Origin of the sequence: Alishewanella jeotgali KCTC 22429 (assembly GCF_000245735.1) — a bacterium.
GTDB classification, from domain to species: domain Bacteria; phylum Pseudomonadota; class Gammaproteobacteria; order Enterobacterales; family Alteromonadaceae; genus Alishewanella; species Alishewanella jeotgali.
The window spans coordinates 96417-116218 of sequence record NZ_AHTH01000023.1; the positions used below are offsets into that span (position 1 = coordinate 96417).

Annotated in this window: 19 protein-coding genes and 1 pseudogene; 11 read left to right on the plus strand and 9 right to left on the minus strand. The window is 52.7% G+C overall.

Annotated elements, in window-relative coordinates; translation table 11 throughout:
* Positions 1-7: 7 nt before the first annotated feature.
* Positions 8-2161 (minus strand): fatty acid oxidation complex subunit alpha FadB, encoded by a 2154-nt coding sequence (gene fadB / locus AJE_RS09165; RefSeq protein ID WP_008950618.1) that lies wholly within the window; start codon positions 2159-2161, stop codon positions 8-10.
* Between the two features lie 199 nt (positions 2162-2360).
* Between fadB and AJE_RS09170 the strand changes: the two genes are divergently transcribed.
* The 3 genes from AJE_RS09170 to AJE_RS09180 are packed head-to-tail and all read left to right on the plus strand — an operon-like array spanning position 2361 to position 7129.
* Positions 2361-4280, plus strand: coding sequence for a transglycosylase SLT domain-containing protein (locus tag AJE_RS09170; protein WP_008950619.1), 1920 nt, complete (start codon positions 2361-2363; stop codon positions 4278-4280).
* 43 nt (positions 4281-4323) lie between these two features.
* On the plus strand, positions 4324-5649 hold the full coding sequence (gene pepQ, locus AJE_RS09175) for a Xaa-Pro dipeptidase (RefSeq protein WP_008950620.1): 1326 nt from the start codon (positions 4324-4326) through the stop codon (positions 5647-5649).
* A 28-nt stretch (positions 5650-5677) separates the two neighbouring features.
* A complete protein-coding gene (locus tag AJE_RS09180; RefSeq protein WP_008950621.1) occupies positions 5678-7129 on the plus strand; it encodes a TrkH family potassium uptake protein in 1452 nt (483 codons plus the stop codon).
* A 5-nt stretch (positions 7130-7134) separates the two neighbouring features.
* Here the strand turns inward: AJE_RS09180 and trkA are convergent, their stop codons facing one another.
* From trkA to def, 4 genes are read right to left on the minus strand one after another with little or no spacing between them, the layout of a single operon-like run.
* Positions 7135-8511 (minus strand): Trk system potassium transporter TrkA, encoded by a 1377-nt coding sequence (gene trkA / locus AJE_RS09185; RefSeq protein WP_008950622.1) that lies wholly within the window; start codon positions 8509-8511, stop codon positions 7135-7137.
* A gap of 12 nt (positions 8512-8523) precedes the next feature.
* Complete coding sequence (gene rsmB / locus AJE_RS09190; protein WP_008950623.1) at positions 8524-9816, minus strand: 16S rRNA (cytosine(967)-C(5))-methyltransferase RsmB; 1293 nt, start codon at positions 9814-9816, stop codon at positions 8524-8526.
* Positions 9813-10754, minus strand: coding sequence for a methionyl-tRNA formyltransferase (fmt, locus tag AJE_RS09195; protein ID WP_008950624.1), 942 nt, complete (start codon positions 10752-10754; stop codon positions 9813-9815). The genes rsmB and fmt overlap by 4 nt, the downstream gene beginning before the upstream one ends.
* Before the next feature lie 12 nt (positions 10755-10766).
* Positions 10767-11282 carry a peptide deformylase gene (gene def / locus AJE_RS09200; RefSeq protein ID WP_008606155.1) on the minus strand — a complete coding sequence of 172 codons (516 nt, stop codon included), beginning with the start codon at positions 11280-11282 and terminating at the stop codon, positions 10767-10769.
* Positions 11283-11405: 123 nt separating this feature from the next.
* Between def and AJE_RS09205 the strand changes: the two genes are divergently transcribed.
* The 5 genes and pseudogenes from AJE_RS09205 to AJE_RS19015 all read left to right on the plus strand — a co-directional run bounded on the left by AJE_RS09205 (position 11406) and on the right by AJE_RS19015 (position 14684).
* On the plus strand, positions 11406-12515 hold the full coding sequence (locus AJE_RS09205) for a LysM peptidoglycan-binding domain-containing protein (protein ID WP_008950625.1): 1110 nt from the start codon (positions 11406-11408) through the stop codon (positions 12513-12515).
* Between the two features lie 27 nt (positions 12516-12542).
* Positions 12543-13625, plus strand: a complete 1083-nt coding sequence (gene dprA, locus AJE_RS09210; protein WP_008950626.1) for a DNA-processing protein DprA — start codon at positions 12543-12545, stop codon at positions 13623-13625.
* A 2-nt stretch (positions 13626-13627) separates the two neighbouring features.
* Entirely contained in the window at positions 13628-14101 is a 474-nt protein-coding gene (locus tag AJE_RS09215) for a DUF494 family protein (protein ID WP_008606152.1), read from the plus strand.
* A gap of 43 nt (positions 14102-14144) precedes the next feature.
* Positions 14145-14423, plus strand: a pseudogene (locus AJE_RS19010) (DNA topoisomerase family protein); the annotation flags it as partial.
* Positions 14424-14498: 75 nt separating this feature from the next.
* Positions 14499-14684, plus strand: a complete 186-nt coding sequence (locus AJE_RS19015; protein ID WP_420167173.1) for a hypothetical protein — start codon at positions 14499-14501, stop codon at positions 14682-14684.
* Positions 14685-14705: 21 nt separating this feature from the next.
* Here the strand turns inward: AJE_RS19015 and AJE_RS09225 are convergent, their stop codons facing one another.
* Both AJE_RS09225 and purE read right to left on the minus strand, forming a co-directional pair.
* Positions 14706-15836, minus strand: a complete 1131-nt coding sequence (locus tag AJE_RS09225; RefSeq protein WP_008950628.1) for a 5-(carboxyamino)imidazole ribonucleotide synthase — start codon at positions 15834-15836, stop codon at positions 14706-14708.
* Positions 15833-16324, minus strand: coding sequence for a 5-(carboxyamino)imidazole ribonucleotide mutase (purE, locus tag AJE_RS09230; RefSeq protein ID WP_008950629.1), 492 nt, complete (start codon positions 16322-16324; stop codon positions 15833-15835). The genes AJE_RS09225 and purE overlap by 4 nt, the downstream gene beginning before the upstream one ends.
* 134 nt (positions 16325-16458) lie before the next feature.
* On the opposite strand from purE, the gene hemF reads away from it, so the two are divergent.
* Complete coding sequence (gene hemF, locus AJE_RS09235) at positions 16459-17388, plus strand: oxygen-dependent coproporphyrinogen oxidase (protein ID WP_008950630.1); 930 nt, start codon at positions 16459-16461, stop codon at positions 17386-17388.
* On the opposite strand, the gene AJE_RS09240 is transcribed toward hemF, so the two are convergent.
* Positions 17385-17810 carry a group II truncated hemoglobin gene (locus AJE_RS09240; protein WP_039928430.1) on the minus strand — a complete coding sequence of 142 codons (426 nt, stop codon included), beginning with the start codon at positions 17808-17810 and terminating at the stop codon, positions 17385-17387. The genes hemF and AJE_RS09240 overlap by 4 nt on opposite strands.
* A gap of 31 nt (positions 17811-17841) precedes the next feature.
* Between AJE_RS09240 and aroE the strand changes: the two genes are divergently transcribed.
* Positions 17842-18657 carry a shikimate dehydrogenase gene (gene aroE, locus AJE_RS09245; protein ID WP_008950632.1) on the plus strand — a complete coding sequence of 272 codons (816 nt, stop codon included), beginning with the start codon at positions 17842-17844 and terminating at the stop codon, positions 18655-18657.
* A complete protein-coding gene (locus AJE_RS09250) occupies positions 18654-18902 on the plus strand; it encodes a DUF1488 family protein (protein ID WP_008950633.1) in 249 nt (82 codons plus the stop codon). Before aroE ends, AJE_RS09250 begins: the two co-directional genes overlap by 4 nt.
* Before the next feature lie 12 nt (positions 18903-18914).
* Here the strand turns inward: AJE_RS09250 and AJE_RS09255 are convergent, their stop codons facing one another.
* Positions 18915-19445, minus strand: coding sequence for a gamma carbonic anhydrase family protein (locus tag AJE_RS09255; protein WP_008950634.1), 531 nt, complete (start codon positions 19443-19445; stop codon positions 18915-18917).
* Between the last annotated feature and the right edge of the window lie 357 nt (positions 19446-19802).

Sequence of the window (19802 nt, forward strand, 5' to 3'; positions counted from 1 at the left end):
CCTGCGCTTAAACCGGGAAGAAACGCTGGCCATTAGCGGCCATGGCGCGGGTTTGTTCGGTTACCTGGTAAATCTCGCCCAGGTGGGCGTACTTGTCGGCCAGTGCGACAAAGTTAGCCAGACCCAGGGTATCGACATAACGCAGTGGACCACCACGGAACGGAGGGAAGCCCAGGCCATAAACCAGACCCATATCCGCTTCGGCCGCACTGGCAACAATGCCTTCTTCCAGACAGCGGATTGTTTCATTAATCATGGGTACCATCAGGCGGGCAATAATGTCCTCGGCACTGAAGTCCTGTTTGGCGGCAGCAATACCGGACAGTAAGTTAAGGCTGGCGGCATCAATATCCTTTTTCGGCTTGCCTTTGGCATCTTTGCTGTAAGCATAGAAACCGAGGCCATTTTTCTGACCGTAACGGTTAGCCTGATACATGGCGGCAACAGGATCATTGTCCAGTTTGGCCATCCGGGTTGGGAAGCCGGCTGCCATCACGTCCGTGCAGTGATAAGCGGTATCTAAACCGACGACGTCCAGCAGATACGCCGGGCCCATCGGCCAGCCAAACTGCTTTTCCATCACCTTATCAACCTGAGCGAAGTCGGCGCCGTCTAACACCAGTTTGCTAAAACCGGCGAAGTAGGGGAACAGTACCCGGTTGACAAAGAAGCCCGGACAATTGTTAACGACGATCGGTGACTTGCCCATTTTCGCCGCGTAAGCGACGACAGCGGCTACGGTTTCTTCACTGGTGTCTTTACCGCGGATCACCTCTACCAGTGGCATCTTCGGTACCGGGTTAAAGAAGTGCATACCACAGAAATTCTGTGGCCGGCTCAGATTCGCTGCCAGCTGATTGATTGAGATGGTTGAGGTATTTGATGTCAGGATGGCATCATCGGCCAGCAAGGCTTCAACCTCTTTTAATACTGCGCCCTTGATTTTCGGGTTTTCGACCACGGCTTCCACCACGATATCGACGCCTTTCACCTGCTCGTTGCTTAATGTCGGTGTAATAGCAGAGATCACTTTCGCCATACCGACTGCATCCAGCTTGTTGCGCTCCACCTGTTTGGCCAGCAGCTTGGTGGCTTCGCCCATCCCCAATTCCAGCGCTTTATCGGCAATGTCTTTCATCACTACCGGTACACCCTTTAACGCGGATTGGTAGGCAATGCCGCCACCCATAATGCCGGCACCCAGTACAGCCGCTTTTTTCACCGCCTTGGTTGCGACTTTTGCGGCTTTTTTGGCTTTCCCCTTAATCACCTGATCATTCAGGAACAGACCAATTTGCGCTGTTGCGGCATCGGTTTTTGCCAGTTTGGCAAAGCCGCTGTTTTCCAGTGCGACGGCGGCGTCACGGCCTAAAGTTGCAGCAGCTTCAATAGTCTGCACGGCTACCATGGGTGCCGGGTAGTGTTTACCGGCGGTAGCGAACACCATACCTTTGGCGGTGTTAAAGCTCATGGTGGCTTCGGTCTTGTTAAGTTTCAGCGGTTGCAGTTTCACCGCACGCTTTTTCTGCCAGTTCAGCTTGCCGGCGATGGCATCTTCCAGCATGCTCAGGGCTGCCGCTTCCAGTTTTTCCGGTGCCACCACCGCATCAATTAAGCCTTCTTTCTGTGCTTGCTCTGCGCCGCGCTCTTTGCCGGTGGTGATCCACTCCATCGCATTATCGGCACCGATAATGCGCGGTAAACGCACAGTACCGCCGAAACCTGGCATCAAGCCCAGTTTGACTTCCGGTAAACCGATACGGGTTGTGGTATCCGCCACCCGATAATCACAGGCCAGGGTCCACTCACAGCCACCGCCCAGTGCAAAACCTTTAATCGCGACCACCGAAGGCACAGGTAAATCTTCACAGTAATCAAACACATCAGAAGCGGTTTTAATCCAGGGAACCAGTTCGGCTTCCGGACGCTCGAATACGGGTAAGAACTCGGTAATATCGGCGCCGACAATAAAGTTGTCTTTGCCGCTGACAAACAGCACGCCTTTTAATTCAGGATCCGCGTGCAGCTTGGCCAGCGCTGCCTTACAATCGGCCAGCGTCTGTTGATCAAATTTGTTGACCGAACCTTGGGCGTTAAACGTAAACCTGGCAATGCCAGGTTTCAGATACTCCACCTGGATGCTGTTACTTTGGTAAATCATAAATATGCTCCTTGGTCGCGTTTGCTATATAGGGTTATTCGCAACTGGTACGATGAGGTTATCCCATCCAGTGTGTCGTGCTTTAATGAAAATATCAATAGTTATTTAAACAGGTGTTTGAATTCCGGATAGGTGCAAAGTCTGAAGGACCCTACCTATTTTCTCATCCGATAGTTAGTTAGCATTTTGGAGCCTTGTTGTGAAACGCCTGCTTGTTTTATGTTGTACCCTGCTACCGGGCTGGTTATTGGCCAGCACCGCGGATCTTGCTGTGCTGCAACAGCAGCGCCAGCTGTTTTTACAGGCCGAGCGGCAGCTGGGATCGGCGCCGGTACCCCAGATTGAAAGCTGGCTGACCGAATTAAGCGATTATCCGTTACGTCCCTACCTGCAACAGCGCTGGTTGCAGCGACGCCTTAGTGCCCACGATGAGATAGCTGGTTTTTTGCAACAGCATCAGGGTTCGCCGCTGGATTGGCCGTTACGCCGACCCTGGTTGATGAGTTTAGCAAATAGCCAGCAGGCCGAGCGTTTTTTACAGCATTTTCCCGGCTCGAATGATGCAGAACTGAGCTGCATTGCCCTGTTACAACGCCTGAAAGCCGAGCCTGCCGCCAAGACCGCCATCTGGCAGGAAACGACGTCACTCTGGACTGTAGGTAAGTCACAACCTAAAGCCTGCGACCCTTTATTCAGCCAGTGGCGTCAGGCCGGACAATTACAGCCGGAAATTGTGCTGCGCCGCATCCAGCTAGCCGCAGATGGTGGCGACGTTGGCCTGATCCGTTATCTGAAAACCCTGTTACCGGCCGACCGGCAATATCTGGCTGATCTGTGGCAGCAGGTTCGTCAGGACCCGCAGGTGATCAGCCGGCCACGTTTTTTCCCCGGCCGTCACGTAGTGGAGCGCGATATTCTGACCTACGGTTTAAAACGTCTGGTATGGCGCTCGCCTGATTTAGCATTACAAACCTGGCAGCGTTTCACCAGTGACCCTTATTTCACTGCAGCGCAGCGGTTGGACGTGCAGCGCCAGTTTGCGATTGCCCTGGCGCACCGCGGCGATAGCCGGGCAACGGACTGGATGCGCAAACTCGCACCGGAACAATTGGATAGCACCCTGGCGCAGTGGCAGGTTGGGCATGCCCTGCGTGAGCTGGATTGGCCTCGGGTACAGCAGGTGATTGAGAATTTTCCAGCGGAGCTGGCCGCGGATATTAACTGGCGTTACTGGCGGGCCCGGGCGCTGGAAGAGCAGGGTAAGCAGGCTGAAGCCGACAGTATCTTCCGTGAGTTAGCACAGCGGCGGCATTTTTATGGTTTTATGGCCGCAGCCAAGCTGGGGTTGCCGCCCAGTCTGGCGCATAACCCGGTACCCGTGAGTGCAGAGGATTTAACTTTGATCCAACAGCATCCGGCAGTACAACGGGCCAAGGAATGGTTGGCGCTGGGCCGTTTAACCGAAGCGCGGCGGGAGTGGAATTTCTTGCAGCGCTCTGCCAATGGCCAGCAGAAACTGGCGGCGGCCAAGTTAGCCAATGACATAGAGTGGCATGAAAGGGCCATTTTTACACTGGCCGATGCCGGTTACTGGGATGATGTGGAGCTGCGGTTCCCTCTGGCCTTTAAAGAAGAAATTCAACGCTTTGCCAAGAATGCGCAGGTGGACTCCGGCTGGGCCATGGCCATTGCCCGCCGCGAGAGTTCCTTTATGCCGGATGCGAACTCGCCGGTTGGTGCCCGTGGTCTTATGCAAATTATGCCGGATACGGCCAATTATATTGCCAAAAAGAAAGTACAGGTGAGCCAGCTGTATAACCCGGTCACCAATATTGATTTTGGTACTGACTATCTGAACTACCTGATGCGCCGTAACGACGGCAACCTGATTATGGCCACGGCAGCTTATAATGCTGGCTACAGCCGGGTCAGACAGTGGATCCCGCGTGACCGGGCCGTGCCGGTCGATGTCTGGGTAGAAACCATTCCGTTTCGTGAAACCCGCGAGTATGTGAAGGCGGTAATGGCGTATTATCAGATCTATAATATTCGTTTAAATGAACCGAACGATGTGTTCCTGCCGTTAGTCGCCATGCAGATTGGGAGCACAGCTAAATGATGCTATTATCGGTTTTCCCTTTACAGCAATGCATAAGGTATTTATGAACCCGAATTATCCTCAACTGTATCAGGCGCATGTGCAGGAACTGCAGCAACGGACCCGAAACGTGCTGGCGCGCGAAAATCTGGATGCGCTGGTTATTCATTCTGGCCAGGCCAAGCGTAAGTTTCTGGACGATATGGACTATCCGTTTCAGGTCAATCCGCATTTTAAAGCCTGGTTGCCGGTGGTTGATAATCCGCATTGCTGGTTGTTGGTAGACGGCGTTAATAAGCCGAAACTGATTTTTTACCGGCCAAAGGATTTCTGGCATAAGGTACCGCCGGTACCGACAGATTTCTGGGCTGAATACTTTGATATTCAGCTGCTGGAAAAAGCCAATATGGTAGAAAGTTTGCTGCCTTATGATAAGGCCCGCTTGGCTTATATCGGGGAGTATCTGGAAGTAGCCCGCGCTTTGGGTTTTACCGAAATTAACCCGGAGCCGGTACTAAACTATCTGCATTATCATCGGGCCTATAAAACGGCTTATGAGCTGGCTTCGATGCGCGAAGCAAACCGACTGGCCGTAGCCGGGCACCGCGCTGCCGCTGATGCCTTTTACGCTGGTGGCAGTGAATTTGAGATCCAGCTGGCCTATCTCTCAGCAGTAGGTCAGGGCGAAAATGAAGTGCCTTACGGCAATATCATCGCCCTGAATGAACATGCGGCCATTTTACATTACACCGCACTGGAGCGTGCTAAGCCGGCGCAGCATAAGTCGTTTTTGATTGATGCCGGCGCTTCCTGTCATGGCTATGCCGCGGATATTACCCGTACCTACAGCTTTAACCGGCAAGACGAATTTGCCGAGCTGATTAAGGCGGTGAATACCGTGCATCTGCAGGTGGTTGATACTATTAAACCCGGTATCAAATATACTGAGCTACAGCTGTTGACACACCGTTTACTGGCGCAGGTGTTATTGGACTTTGATTTTGTGCGCGGCAGTGTTGACAGCCTTGTTGAAACTGCCATTAGCCGGACTTTCTTCCCGCATGGTGTTGGGCACCATTTGGGGTTACAGGTGCATGATGTCGGTGGCTTTATGGCCGATGAGCGCGGCACCCATGTTGCGGCGCCGGCTGAGCATCCGTTTTTACGTTGTACCCGCCTGATTGAGCCAGGAATGGTGTTTACCATTGAGCCAGGGCTGTATTTTATCGAGTCGTTGCTGGCCGATCTGCAGGCAACACCAGAGGCAAAACAGCTCAACTGGCAAAAGGTTGACCAATTCCGTGTTTACGGTGGTATCCGGATTGAGGACAATATTATTGTCCATCGCGAACGTAATGAAAATATGACCCGCGAGCTGCAGCTGCCATAAGCAGTGGCAAGGGCGCATTAAGGACCCTATGCAATATCGTTCGATAATCCGGATCCTGGGGATGCTGATTGCCATTTTCAGCATCACCATGGTGCCGCCGGCACTGGTCGCATACTGGTACCAGGATGGTGCCGGTGTGCCCTTTATCCTGTCTTTTATTCTCTGTTTGTTCAGTGGTTTTTTAATCTGGTATCCAAACCGGCAATATCGGGCTGAGTTAAAGGTCCGTGACGGCTTCCTGATCGTGGTGTTGTTCTGGATCGTGCTGGGTGCGGTAGGGGGCATCCCGCTGGTACTGGCAGAGCGGCCCAATATGAACCTGGCCTCGGCAATGTTTGAGGCTTTTTCCGGCCTGACGACTACCGGTGCGACGGTATTAACCGGCATTGAACTACTGCCAAAGGCAATTCTTTACTACCGGCAGCAGCTGCAATGGTTAGGTGGTATGGGGATCATCGTATTGGCGGTTGCGATTCTGCCGCTGTTAGGTGTCGGTGGTATGCAGCTGTACCGCGCGGAAACGCCTGGGCCGGTAAAAGATAACAAGATGACGCCGCGGATTGCCGATACCGCCAAACATCTGTGGTATATCTACCTGGCGCTAACGTTGGCCTGTGCGTTGGCGTTTTATGTAGCGGGGATGTCCTGGTTTGATGCGATTTGTCATGCTTTCTCAACAGTAGCTATCGGCGGCTTTTCAACCTATGACGCCAGCATTGGTCATTTTGACAGTGGCTTGATTAATACCATCTGTATTGTGTTTCTGTTGATCAGTGCGGTGAACTTTCCGCTGCACTTTGCTGCTATCCGAGGTAAGAGTGTCACGACCTATTTCCGCGATCCGGAGTTTAAAACCTTTCTTGGCATTCAGGCGGCGCTGATTTTGATTTGTTTTCTGGTGTTATTACACACCAGTGTTTATCCGGACGCTCTGACAGCACTGAACCATGCCGCCTTTCAGGCAGTGTCGATTTCCACCACGGCAGGCTTTGCTACCGACGGCTTTGCTGCCTGGCCATTGTTTTTACCGATCTTACTGATTTTCTCCAGTTTTATCGGCGGCTGCGCCGGTTCGACCGGCGGCGGGATGAAGGTGGTTCGGGTATTACTGCTGTTTAAGCAAGGGGTGCGCGAGTTAAACCGGCTGGTGCATCCACGGGCTATCTATGCCATTAAACTTGGCCGGCGGCCGGTTGAAGATCGTATTGTACAGGCGGTTTGGGGCTTTTTTGCTGCTTATGCGCTGGTATTTGTGGTGATTATGCTGGCGCTGATCTTTACCGGGCTGGATAATATTACCGCCTTTTCGGCTACAGCGGCTTGTCTGAATAACCTGGGGCCAGGCCTGGGTGAAGTGGCGGCCCATTTTGGCAATATTCCGGATGCCAGCAAGTGGATCCTGATTATTGCCATGGTGTTTGGCCGGCTGGAGATCTTTACCTTGCTGGTACTCTTTACGCCGGCATTTTGGAAAGATTAGACACCCTAAATAAAGATAGCGCTGACCTGGAATAGCTTTTCCACTTCAACGATATGCTTTTTATCCACCATAAACAGGATAATGTGGTCGTCGGTTTCAATCCGCGTATTATCGTGAGCGATCAACACCTCGTCACCACGCACTATGGCGCCGATCGTTGTACCGGGCGGCAGCCGGATCTCGCCTATGGTTTTGCCAACAACCTTACTGGTGCTGCTGTCGCCATGCGCTATCGCCTCGATGGCTTCGGCAGCACCACGGCGCAGAGAGTAAACGTTAACAATATCGCCACGGCGGATATGGGTCAGCAGTGCCGAGATGGTGGCTTGTTGCGGGGAGATGGCGATATCGACTTCGCCACCTTGTAACAGATCGACATAGGCGCCACGTTTAATCAGCACCATGGTTTTCTGCGCACCCATCCGCTTGGCCAACATTGCCGACATAATATTGGCTTCATCATCGTTAGTTACCGCGATAAAGACATCGATTTGCTCGATATTTTCTTCTTCCAGCAATTCGGGATCCGAGGCGTCACCAACATAAACCACCGTATTATCCAATCCGCTGGATAAAAATTCAGCCCGTTCTTTGCCACGCTCGATCAGTTTCACACTGTGGGTTTTCTCCAGCGCCCGTGCCAAACCAAAGCCGACATTGCCGCCGCCGGCAATCATAATGCGGCGGTAGCTGCGCTCCAGTTTTTGCAGCTCGCTCATCACCGCCCGGATATGTTTGGTTGCCGCGACGAAAAACACTTCGTCGTCGGCTTCGATAATGGTGGTGCCTAAAGGCTTAATCGCCGTGCCGCGACGATAAATGGCCGCTACCCGGGTTTCAATATGCGGCATATGTTCTTTTAATGCCGACAGGGCGTGCCCGACCAATAAGCCACCATAATAAGCCCGTACTGCCACCAGGCTGACTTTGCCTTCAGCAAACTCTACCACCTGCAGGGCGCCCGGATAGTCAATCAGGCGGCGGATATAGTTGGTAACCAGGGCTTCCGGCGCAATAAAGTGGTCTACCGGCATATCGTCTTTATGAAACAGCTCATCGCGGTATTTCAGATACTGGTTGGTACGGATGCGGGCAATTTTCAGCGGCGTATTAAACATACTGTATGCCACCTGACAGGCCACGATATTCACTTCATCGCTGCTGGTTACTGCAACCACCATATCCGCATCTTCAGCGCCGGCTTTACGTAAAATATCCGGATGCGAGCCATGACCAAACACCACCTGTAAGTCAAAGCGGTCTTGTAATGCCCGCAGCTTATCGAGGTTGGTATCGACAATAGTAATGTCGTTTTGCTCGCCCACCAGGTTTTCTGCCAGGGTTGCACCCACTTGTCCGGCGCCGAGAATGATAATTTTCATACTGGTACTCTGTTAGGCCGCTTTATGTAGCAAGGCATAGAAAAAGCCGTCCATATCCTGCTCTCCCGGTAAAATCTGCCAGCTGCTGCTGCCCAGTTCCGGCAACGGCAGCAAGCTGGCGTCGTTTTGCTGCGCCAGAAACTGTGTCAGCTGAGCGCTGTTTTCGGCCGGTAACACGCTACAGGTGGCATAGAGCAGGGTGCCGCCGGGTTTAAGTAGGCGCCAGGCACACTGCAGGATCTGCTGCTGTAATTCGGTTAGTGGCGCGATATCGGTTTTTTTGCGTAGCCAGCGGATATCCGGATGGCGGCGGATCACCCCGGTTGCAGAGCAGGGCACATCCAGTAAAATCCGGTCAAATAACTCACCTTGCCACCAACTGGCGGTATCCAGCACATCGGCTGCTACCACCCGTGCCTGCAGCTGCAAACGCTGCAAATTTTCCGTTACCCGCTGTAAACGCTGGGCATCACGATCCAGCGCTGTTAGCTGTAAGCCAGGTGTTTGCTCCAGCAAATGACAGCTTTTACCGCCGGGCGCACTGCAGGCATCCAATACCTGCTCACCGGGCTCTGGCGCCAGAAAGAGCGCGGCATGCTGCGCCGCAGCGTCCTGTACTGAAAACCAGCCTGCGGCATAACCTGGCAGGGTGGTGATATCACAAGCCTGGTCCAGCTTGATCGCCACTGGCAAATAGGCAAAAGGCTGGCTGGCGCTGATACCGGCCTGTTGTAATGCCTGCAGGTAGTCAGCGGCACTGATTTGCTGTTGGTTAACTCTAAGCCACAGTGGCGCCTTTTGCTGGTTTGCCGTTAACACCGCCTGCCACTGCTGTGGGTAGGCTTGTTGCAGCTCGCTGATCAGCCAGCCCGGATGGTTAAACTGCACCGCGCTGCTGGCCTGGCTAAAATCAAACAGCTCCGGCTTGCGCTGCACATTACGCAGCACGGCATTAATCAGCTTGGTCAGGTTCTGACCCTTTAATAATCTGGCCGCCTCTACAGTTTCGCTGATGGCGGCATGGTCTGGGATGCGTAAAAATTTGAGCTGATAGATGCCGACATAGATCAGAAACTGTAGCGGCCTTAGCTGTTTAATCAGTGGCTTATCCATCAGTTGCTGACAGACGGTTTCCAGCTGCGGTAGCTGGCGCATCACGCCAAAACAAATTTCCTGCAGCAGGGCTTTGTCCGGTGCAAACGCCAGTTTTTGCTGGCCTTTCGGCAGGGCATCGGATAACGACTTGCCCTGATCAATCACCTGATAACAGATCTCTGCTGCCAGGGCGCGTAACTGAGCACTCATAATTGCTGGCCCACGGTCAGCCACTCGGCCCGGCCATTCAGAAAATCAGCTGCACTCATCGGTTTTTTACCCGGTGGCTGTAACTGGGTGATCTGTAGCACCTGCTGCTGACAGCCAATATAGATGCCGGTTTTATCGGCTTTTAAAATGCTACCCACTGGTCCTGACAGGCTGCTGGCGACCTGAGCCTGCCAGACCTTTACCGTGCCTTGTGGCAGCTCCAGGTAACTGACTGGCCAGGGATTAAAGGCGCGTATTTCACGCTCCAGTGCGGCGGCGTCTTTGTTAAAGTCGAGCCGGGCTTCATCTTTGCTGAGTTTTTCGGCATAGTTCGCCAGTTGCTCATTTTGTGCCTCGGCCTGCTGTTGCAGTGCCGGTAAATCCGCCACGGCGGCTAACAGCGCTTGCGGCCCCAGCTGCGCCAACTTTTGATACAGGCTGGCGCTGGTGTCCGTAGCTAAAATCGGGCAACTGACTTTGCTGAGCATAGCGCCGGTATCTAAACCTTCATCCATCTGCATAATGGTGATGCCGGTTTCACTGTCGCCAGCCCAGAGTGCGCGCTGGATTGGCGCTGCACCCCGCCAGCGCGGTAATAACGAACCGTGCACGTTAATACAGCCCAGTCTTGGCATGTCTAACACCGCTTTAGGCAGGATCAGGCCGTAGGCAACGACAACCATCAAATCGGCGTCTATTGCTGCCAGCTGTTGTTGCGCTGCAGCTTTTTTCAGCGATTTAGGTTGATAAACCGGAATATCATGTTGTAGAGCAAGTTGTTTGACCGGGCTTGGCTGCAGCTTTTGGCCACGTCCCGCCGGGCGATCAGGTTGGGTATAAACCGCCACCACCTGGTGTGGGCCAGTTAATAAAGCCTGTAAATGACAGGCAGCAAAATCCGGCGTACCGGCAAAGATAATACGTAAAGGCGTGGTCACATTAAATCCTGTTTAAAGCGCGTGGCGCTCAGCCAGTTTGGCTTCTTTTTCCAGTTTCTTGCGGATCCGATCACGTTTTAGCGGCGACAAATAATCGATAAACAGCTTACCGATTAAATGATCCAGTTCATGCTGCAAACAGATCGCCAATAAGCCGTCGGCTTGTAACTCAAACCAGTTACCGTCGATATCCTGCGCCTTTACCGTGACATTTTTCGCCCGCGATACCGAAGCATAGTTCTGCGGTACCGATAAACAGCCTTCTTCATAACTGGTCTCGCCATCATGGGCGATGATTTCCGGGTTGATAAAGACCTGCGGTTGATTGCGCTCTTCCGACAAATCAATCACCACCACCCGCAGGTGGACGTTAACCTGAGTTGCGGCCAGACCAATGCCATTTTCGTCATACATGGTCTCTAGCATGTCTTTGACCAGCTGACGAATTTCGGCGTTAACTTCCGCCACTGGCTTAGCAATGGTGCGTAAACGCTCATCGGGAAAATGTAATACTTTTAAAACTGCCATAACACCTACAAAATATGCTTTAATTAGTTCGCTGTGGTATGTTTTAATTTTAGCCATTATTGCGCTTTAATAACAGCTTAGCGTGTAATTAATAAAAATGAGTATAGGGTTAAGGATGCGGGCATGCTGAAAAAAATAACACTGACACTGGCGGCCTTGTTATGCTGGTTTTCTGCGGCGGTAACAGCGGATGTATTGCAAGTGCGCCCAGATGCGCCTGCAACCTATGTGGTAAAGCCGGGAGATACCCTCTGGGATATCTCGGGTTTATATCTGAATCAACCCTGGCGTTGGCCAGAACTCTGGCAAATGAATCCGCAGGTGGATAATCCACACCTGATCTATCCCGGCGACGTGTTGTCTCTCACCTTTGATAGTGAAGGGCGGCCGCGTTTGGGGCTTAGCAGTAAAAGAGCTATGCGGTTAACACCTCAGGGGCGGACAATTCACAAGAACCCTGACGCTATTGCTACCTTACCGCTGGGGATTATCCGGCCGTTTCTCAGTTACGATCAGGCGATGTCACAACAGCAAATCGATGCCTTGCCTTATATTCTTGGCAGCAACTCGGCAGCGAAGAGTGCCAATGAGACCAATACACTTTATGTGAAAGGTGAACTGGTAGAGGGTGCGGCCTACGCAGTTTACCGGCCGGGCCGTGCTTATGTCGACCCGGATAGTGGCGAAGTACTGGGTTACGAAACCCGTTTGATTGCGACTACCCGTGCTTTCCGATCAGGCCAGGCGGGCAGCGAGGGCACAAGTTTTGAACCGGCTGCCATGCGGGTGTTGTCGGTGACCCGCGAAATCCGGCAGGGGGATAAGGTGATCCCGGCTTATGATCAGCAGGCCCTACCGGCTCAGTTTGTGATGACGAAACCCGAGCAGGCGGTCAGCGGCAAGATTATTGCCAGCTCGTCAGATTTGCGGGAGTTTGCGCGGATGGATGTGGTGGTGCTGAATCTGGGCCAGAGCGCGCTGCGTGCCGGCCATATGCTGGGTATTTACCGGCAATCGCCGACTGTGGTTGACGGTAGTGGTAAGCCGGTATATCTGGAGGATGCCTCCAGATTACAAAAAGTGATGCGCGACTTTGGCGGTGAAGTGCTAAAGATGCCAAAAGAAAAAGTGGGCGAGCTGATGGTGTTTAAAACATCAGATAACGTCAGTTTCGCTGTGGTGACGCAAACCGATAAACCGATCCGGGTTGGAGACATTATTACCAACCTGTAAACGGTAGTTCAGGGATGATGCGACAAAATGGAACTGCTACAACACTGGCTGGCCACAGCCGTTGTACATGGCTTAGATGGCCATCGCATTCGACAGCTGTGCCAACATCTGGAACTGGCAGCCTTAATCAGGCTGCCGGCCAGCACCCTGCAACAACTGGGCTTAACAGCGAAACAAGCCCAGCTGCTTTGTTATCAAAGCCAACCCTGGGTCGAACAAGCGCTGCAGTGGCAAGCTGAAAGCCCACAGCATCACTTACTTTGCTTCGATGATCCCCGTTATCCTCTGCTGTTAAAAGAAACGCCGCATCCACCGGCTGTGCTCTTTGTGAAGGGCGATGCTGAGCTGTTACAACAGGCACAAATTGCGATGGTCGGCAGTCGCTCACCGACGCCGGGTGGCCGGCAAATTGCCCGCCAGTTTGCGGCTGAACTCAGTACGCAGGGGATGGTGATTACCAGCGGCATGGCGCAGGGAATTGATAGTGAGAGTCATCTGGGAGCACTGGAAGCGGGTGGCAAGACCATAGCGGTGCTGGGTCATGGCCTGCGGCAAATCTATCCGGTAGGAAATCGGGCGCTGGCCGGCAGAATAGTACAGCAAGGTGCCTTAGTCAGTGAGTATTTTCCGGATGTACGTGCCCGGGCAGAGTTTTTTCCGCAGCGTAACCGCATTGTCGTCGGGCTAAGTACCGGTACCCTGGTGGTGGAGGCGGCGCTGCGCAGTGGTTCCTTAATCAGTGCCCATCTGGCGGTGCAGTACAACCGCGAAGTCTTTGCCGTGCCGGGCGCTTTGTTTAATACCCAGGCCGCTGGTTGCCATTATCTGATCCAACAGGGCGCTAAACTTGTTACCTGCGTGGCCGATATCCTGGAAGAGCGGGCGCTGTTTGCCGATAACGGTTTAGCCAAAACGGAAAAAAATCCTGAAATCAGCTTGTCTGAACAGCAGTTGTTAGCTAACGTAGGAGATGAGCCTATTGCCACTGATCAGTTGGCAGAACGCTCCGGCATGTCAGTAACAGACGTATCCATTGCCTTGCTGCAACTAGAACTTGCAGGCAGGGTAGCAGTAGTCCCCGGTGGTTACATAAGAGTGAGGAGTGCCTGAAGATGTTTGATATCCTCGTTTATCTGTTCGAAAATTACATCCACAACGAAGCCGATGTTTATGTGAACCATGCGGATCTGACCAAAGAGCTCAGTAAAGCCGGTTTTCACGATGATGATATTTTCCGCGCTCTGAAGTGGCTGGATCGCCTGTCAGCGTTGCAGGAAAATCATATCAAGCCCTATCTGACCAAGGCGGTCAGTACTGCGACCCGTATCTATACGGCAGAAGAATATCGGAAAATCGATACTGCCGGTCAGGGTTTCCTGATGTTTTTGGAGCAAATCAATGTGCTGGATGCGACCACCCGGGAAATGGTGATCGATCGGGTGATGGATTTGGATGCTGCCAGTATCAGTCTGGAAGATTTAAAGTGGGTGGTGCTGATGGTGCTGTTCAATGTACCAGGTAAAGAAACTGCCTACGCCCAGATGGAAGATTTAATCTTTGACGAAGTGGACGGCCCGCTGCATTGAGCTAAGGCACCACTTTAAGCTTATCTAGAGATCATATAGACGGATGTCTGATCATAACCCGCTGTTTCAGTTACCACAGCACGCCGAACCCTGCCCGCAATGCGGGCAGCCTTTAGTTATTCGCTCCGGTAAAAGCGGCCCCTTTCTGGGTTGCAGCAGTTATCCGGCCTGCGACTATCTGAAGCCACTACATCAGCATGATAATACGGTGGTCAAGATCCTGCAGGATGAACCCTGCCCTGAATGTGCCGCACCGCTGGCGGTGAAGCACGGCCGTTATGGCATGTTTATCGGTTGTACCCGTTACCCGGATTGTCATTTTGTGGTACACGAAGAAGCGTCAGCCAGTAGCAGCATTGCCTGTCCGCAGTGCCAGCAAGGTCAGTTAACAGAGCGGCTGAGCAAGTTTGGTAAAACCTTTTGGGGCTGTAACCGTTATCCGGATTGCCGCTTTCTGGTTAATGATGCGCCGCAGCTTGGAACTTGTCAGTTCTGTCAGTTTCCACTGTTGCTGCAAAAGAAAAGCGGCCTGTATTGTGCCGCTAAAGCTTGTCAGAAAAAGCAGCCGGCAAAGGCTGACTAGAGCACCATCTGGTGCTCTCGGCTATAGCTGCTGTAGCATCTGTTCCAGTTCGGGAAAGGTGGCGGCGGGTAGCAGGTCAATCAGCTGGGCGAAGCGGGCCTTTAACTCTGCGGTGCTGTTGGCAGATAAATTAATATGTCCCATTTTACGCCCGGCGCGCTTGGTTTTACCGTACCAGTGTAAGCCCAGCGCCGGTAGTTCGAGGATACTTTTCGGGACCTGATCTTCGCCAAGGATATTAACCATCAGCGTAGGCCGGATCAAAGCCGTACTGCCCAATGGCAAACCACACACAGCCCGTAAATGATTCGCAAACTGGCAGCAGTCAGCGCCTTGCTGTGTCCAGTGGCCGGAGTTATGCACCCGCGGTGCCAGTTCATTGACCAGCAGCTTACCCTGTACATCGAAGAACTCGATAGCCAACACCCCAACATAGTCCAGCTGCTCGGCGACGGCGGTAAACATTTGTTCCGCTTGCTGTTGTAGTGCGGTTTCAACCGGGCGAGCCAGCGACACACTGAGTACGCCATTAACATGGTGGTTCTCTGTCAAAGGATAAACCTTGATCTCGCCATGGCGGTTACGGGCACCGACCAGTGAGACTTCACGGTCAAAACGAATAAACTGCTCGGCAACTATAGCCTGCTGGGGATCCGCTGCTAAGAAAGCCGCCAATTCTTGCCATAATGCCGGCGCGGCTGCCGCGTCTTTTAACCGCCACTGTCCCTTGCCATCGTAGCCGGCCAGCGCACTTTTAAACACCAGTGGCAAACCCAATTGCGCGATAGCGGCGTTAAAGTCCGTTTCGTTATTGATCACAGTAAAGGCACTGGTTGCGACACCCGCGGTTTGTAACAGGCTTTTTTCCAGCCGGCGATCACCGCCAACCTGAATGGCCTGCGCACCGGGTAAAAACTTACCGCTTTGCTGGCATTGTGCTAACACCGGCAGTGGAATATGCTCAAATTCAGCCGTTACGACATCGGCATCGGCCAGCGCTTGCGCCAAACCGTTACCCAGTAATTGCTGGGTCAATGGATGCACGATGTTGTCACTATTCACATCATAAGCACTGATGCTGATATTCAGCGGCGCACCGGCCAGCGCCATCATCCGGGCCAGCTGCCCGGCGCCTAAAACTAATACTTTCATAGTGCAACCTGTGCTGGATCCGCTTGGCTTAATACGCTTTCGGTTTGGGCGGCGCGGAAGGCATCAATTTGCTGCATTAAGGCCGCGTCTGAGGTGGCAAGAATTTGCGCCGCTAGCAAGCCAGCATTGGCAGCACCGGCTTCGCCGATGGCCAGGGTGCCGACTGCAACACCTTTGGGCATCTGGACTATTGATAGCAGCGAATCAATGCCTTTTAAGGCTTTCGATTGTACCGGCACACCCAGTACCGGCAGGCTGGTAAAAGCAGCGGCCATACCCGGCAGGTGTGCCGCGCCGCCGGCACCGGCAATAATCACTTTTAAACCCCGGCTGGCGGCTGAGCTGGCATACTCTGCCAGTAGCTGTGGGGTACGGTGTGCGGAAACCACCCGGGTTTCGTAGGCAATACCAAACCGGTCCAGCATATCTGCTGCGAGTTTCATGGTAGGCCAATCAGACGTTGAACCCATGATAATACCAACCTGCATAGTGGTTTCCTTCTCTGTACGTAATGAACATCGGGCCGTAAAGCGGTATTATACCCGTCATCGGCAACTGAAGAAAATTTTTAGTACAGCAGCGCTGCCAGGCAGCCCGCTGACTCAGACAGTCAGGAGTATTGATGCAACCCTATCAAACCCAGTTAGCGCAGGTGCAGGCATTCTTAATGGCGCTGCAGGATCAGATTTGCCAACAATTACAGCAGGCTGACGGTGGTGCGGCCTTTGTCGAAGATGCCTGGCAGCGCGCGGAAGGCGGCGGAGGTCGCAGCCGGGTTCTTACTGGCGGTCAGGTTTTTGAGCAGGCAGGGGTGAATTACTCGCACGTCTTTGGCGCGCAGATGCCTGCCTCGGCCACAGCGCACCGACCGGAGCTGGCAGGGCGTAATTTCAATGCCTGCGGCGTATCCTTGGTGATCCACCCGCATAACCCTTATCTGCCAACCACGCATGCCAATGTCAGGTTTTTTATTGCCGAAAAGGAAGGCGCGGAGCCGGTGTGGTGGTTCGGCGGGGGCTTTGACCTGACGCCGTATTATCCGTTTGAAGAAGATGTCGTGCATTGGCATCAAACGGCGAAACAGGCTGTGGAGCCCTTTGGGGCTGATTACTATCCAAACTATAAAAAATGGTGTGATGACTACTTTTATTTAAAACATCGTGGTGAAACCCGTGGTGTTGGCGGTTTATTTTTCGATGATCTTAATGCACCGGGTTTTGAGCAAAGCTTTGCCTTAATGCGAGCGGTCGGCGAGGCGTTCTGCCAGGCTTACTTACCTATAGTGGCTAAGCGCAAAGACATCCCCTATGGCGAGCGCGAGCGGCAGTTCCAGCTATACCGGCGTGGCCGTTACGTCGAATTTAATCTGGTATATGACCGTGGCACCCTGTTTGGCTTACAAAGTGGTGGCCGTACCGAGTCGATTTTAATGTCGATGCCGCCACTGGTACGTTGGCAATATGGTTATCAGCCGGAGCCGGGCAGCCCGGAAGCCTTACTCTACGAACGCTATTTAAAACCGCAGGATTGGCTGCAAATTTTGACCAACTAACAGTTAATCATATGGCTCGCCAGTTGCCCAATCGACTGGCGAATACCATCACGCAGCATTTTGTTTTCTACCACCTCATCTAACGCCTGCTCCATACAGAACATCCACTGATCTCTGAGTTGCTGATTGACTGTAAAGGGTAGGTGGCGGGCACGCAGCCGCGGATGGCCATATTTCTGCTCGAACAGGGCCGGGCCGCCAAGCCAGCCGGATAAGAACTCAAAAAACTTTTGCCGGATACCATCCAGCGGCAGTGGGTGGATGGCGTACAACTCTTTGGCTTCCGGTGCGGTTGCCATAATATCGTAAAAGCGATTTGCCAGCGCCCGCACTGCCGTTTCCCCTCCCATTAGCTGGTAAGGGGTTTGCCCGGGTGTCGGATGTGCCGTATTATCCTGATTGCAGGTTTTTTTACTGAACATTTGGACTAACTTTTTAAAAGGCATAAATAAAGTGGACCGTTACGCTGTGTTTGGAAATCCGATAGGGCATTCAAAATCACCCTTTATCCACCGCCTGTTCGCACAGCAAACGGCAGAGTCGATGCAATACGAGGCCATTCTAGCACCAGTCGACGACTTTGCCGAACACTGGCGCGCTTTTGTGGCAGCTGGCGGAAAGGGCGGCAATGTTACCGTGCCTTTTAAAGAACAAGCATTTCAGCTGGCTGAACAGTTAACCGCAAGAGCCAGCGCAGCCGGTGCCGTCAATACTCTATACTTTGACGCAAGTGGCCAACTATGGGGCGATAATACCGATGGTATTGGTCTGGTGACGGATCTGCAGCGGCTTGGCATAACGCTAAAGGCAAAGCGGGTGCTGTTACTGGGCGCCGGTGGGGCCAGTCGTGGTGTAATAGGTCCGCTATTGGCGGCCGGTGCGAGTGAGGTGATCCTCGCCAACCGTACAGTCGAAAAAGCGCAAGCTATCGCAGCGAGTTTCCCGGGAAAGGTCATAGCTTGTGCCTTAACGGCGATCCCAGACCTTGCGTATCAACTGATCATTAATGCCACCTCATCCGGTTTAACCGGTGCACGTCCTGAGATAGCTGCGCAGCACCTGGCCTGCTGTGAGTTGGCTTATGATATGTTGTACGGTAAGACGCCGACCCCGTTCTTAGTTTGGTGTCAGCAGCAGGGCGTACCAAAGATTGCTGATGGCCTGGGTATGTTGGTCGGGCAAGCAGCGGAAGCATTTCGAATTTGGCGTGGCAAGCTACCGGAGGTTGCGCCGGTACTGCAGGCGTTAAGCGCGGAGCTCGGGCGATGAACCAACAGTTAATTTTCAACAATGACTTTGCGATTGCCAGCAACGCAGCGGCTATCAGCTTTAGTTGCCTGGTGGCGGGACTAAAAGTCCGCTGCTTTATTCCGATACCTGCGACACTGAGCGCCGCGGATTTTTTGCAGCAAGTACAGGCCGATAGCTTTTATTGGGAAGATGTAGCAGAGGCCGCGATTGCTGCAGATACATATAATAGTGCCGGTGAGATCTGGCTAACCGGCAACGATTAATCTTGGTATGAGCTAGCCAGTCAGGTACTCGTTTTTTAGTTGCACATAATTGCTGGCAGATTCTTTTAAAAAGGCTTTCTCACTATCATTAAGCGGACGTGCCTGTTTCGCAGGGCTGCCTACATACAGATAACCACTTTGTAGTCTTTTACCTGGTGGTACTAAACTACCGGCACCGATAATGACATCATCTTCGACAATAACGTCATCCATCACGATAGCACCCATCCCAATCAAGATGCGGTTACCCAGGGTACAGCCATGCAGCATCACCTTATGGCCTACGGTAACATCTTCACCAATAATAAGCGGCGAACCTTCCGGCTTGCCGTTGCTAGGCCTGGATAAATGTAATACTGAACCGTCCTGCACATTAGTGCGGGCACCAATCCGAATATAGTTAACATCCCCCCGCGCAACAACTAAGGGCCAGATACTGACATCGTTAGCCAACACGATATCGCCAACCAGTACGCTTGACTCATCCACATAAACGCCTTCTGCCAGGGTCGGCAATACACCTTTATAAGCTCTTATCGTCATCATTTCCTCCAGTGCTGCGTTATTATGCAGTAAATGTTCTAAAAAAGCGCTTTTCGCTGCATTTTTCTGCGAACGATCTAAAAACCCGAAGTTTTCTATAAACTCTGCTTGCAGCCTCGTTAAAACTCCCTATAATGCGCGCCATGCCACGGGTGCTGTGTTAAACGAGTTTAGCTGGCAAACCGGGTGAGAAAACGAAGCGCTCAAAAATCTTGAAAAAGACGCTTGACAGCAACGTTTAAATCACTAAAATGGCCGCCTCGCTTCAGGGTGCTGATGAAGGCCCCGAAAAGCAGAGTGAAGCAGTAAGTAAAGTGAAATTGAGTCGAACGTGACGATGAGTCTTAAAAAGAATCC

What these genes read in the sequence shown, in the direction of transcription:
- AJE_RS09225 (WP_008950628.1), bottom strand. Translation starts at nt 15,836, where the DNA reads ATGAAAGTATTAGTTTTAGGCGCCGGGCAGCTGGCCCGGATGATGGCG.
- pepQ (WP_008950620.1), top strand. Translation starts at nt 4,324, where the DNA reads ATGAACCCGAATTATCCTCAACTGTATCAGGCGCATGTGCAGGAACTG.
- AJE_RS09250 (WP_008950633.1), top strand. Translation starts at nt 18,654, where the DNA reads ATGAACCAACAGTTAATTTTCAACAATGACTTTGCGATTGCCAGCAAC.
- purE (WP_008950629.1), bottom strand. Translation starts at nt 16,324, where the DNA reads ATGCAGGTTGGTATTATCATGGGTTCAACGTCTGATTGGCCTACCATG.
- def (WP_008606155.1), bottom strand. Translation starts at nt 11,282, where the DNA reads ATGGCAGTTTTAAAAGTATTACATTTTCCCGATGAGCGTTTACGCACC.
- trkA (WP_008950622.1), bottom strand. Translation starts at nt 8,511, where the DNA reads ATGAAAATTATCATTCTCGGCGCCGGACAAGTGGGTGCAACCCTGGCA.
- AJE_RS09240 (WP_039928430.1), bottom strand. Translation starts at nt 17,810, where the DNA reads ATGTTCAGTAAAAAAACCTGCAATCAGGATAATACGGCACATCCGACA.
- rsmB (WP_008950623.1), bottom strand. Translation starts at nt 9,816, where the DNA reads ATGAGTGCTCAGTTACGCGCCCTGGCAGCAGAGATCTGTTATCAGGTG.
- AJE_RS09180 (WP_008950621.1), top strand. Translation starts at nt 5,678, where the DNA reads ATGCAATATCGTTCGATAATCCGGATCCTGGGGATGCTGATTGCCATT.
- dprA (WP_008950626.1), top strand. Translation starts at nt 12,543, where the DNA reads ATGGAACTGCTACAACACTGGCTGGCCACAGCCGTTGTACATGGCTTA.
- fadB (WP_008950618.1), bottom strand. Translation starts at nt 2,161, where the DNA reads ATGATTTACCAAAGTAACAGCATCCAGGTGGAGTATCTGAAACCTGGC.
- AJE_RS09205 (WP_008950625.1), top strand. Translation starts at nt 11,406, where the DNA reads ATGCTGAAAAAAATAACACTGACACTGGCGGCCTTGTTATGCTGGTTT.
- AJE_RS09215 (WP_008606152.1), top strand. Translation starts at nt 13,628, where the DNA reads ATGTTTGATATCCTCGTTTATCTGTTCGAAAATTACATCCACAACGAA.
- AJE_RS09255 (WP_008950634.1), bottom strand. Translation starts at nt 19,445, where the DNA reads ATGACGATAAGAGCTTATAAAGGTGTATTGCCGACCCTGGCAGAAGGC.
- hemF (WP_008950630.1), top strand. Translation starts at nt 16,459, where the DNA reads ATGCAACCCTATCAAACCCAGTTAGCGCAGGTGCAGGCATTCTTAATG.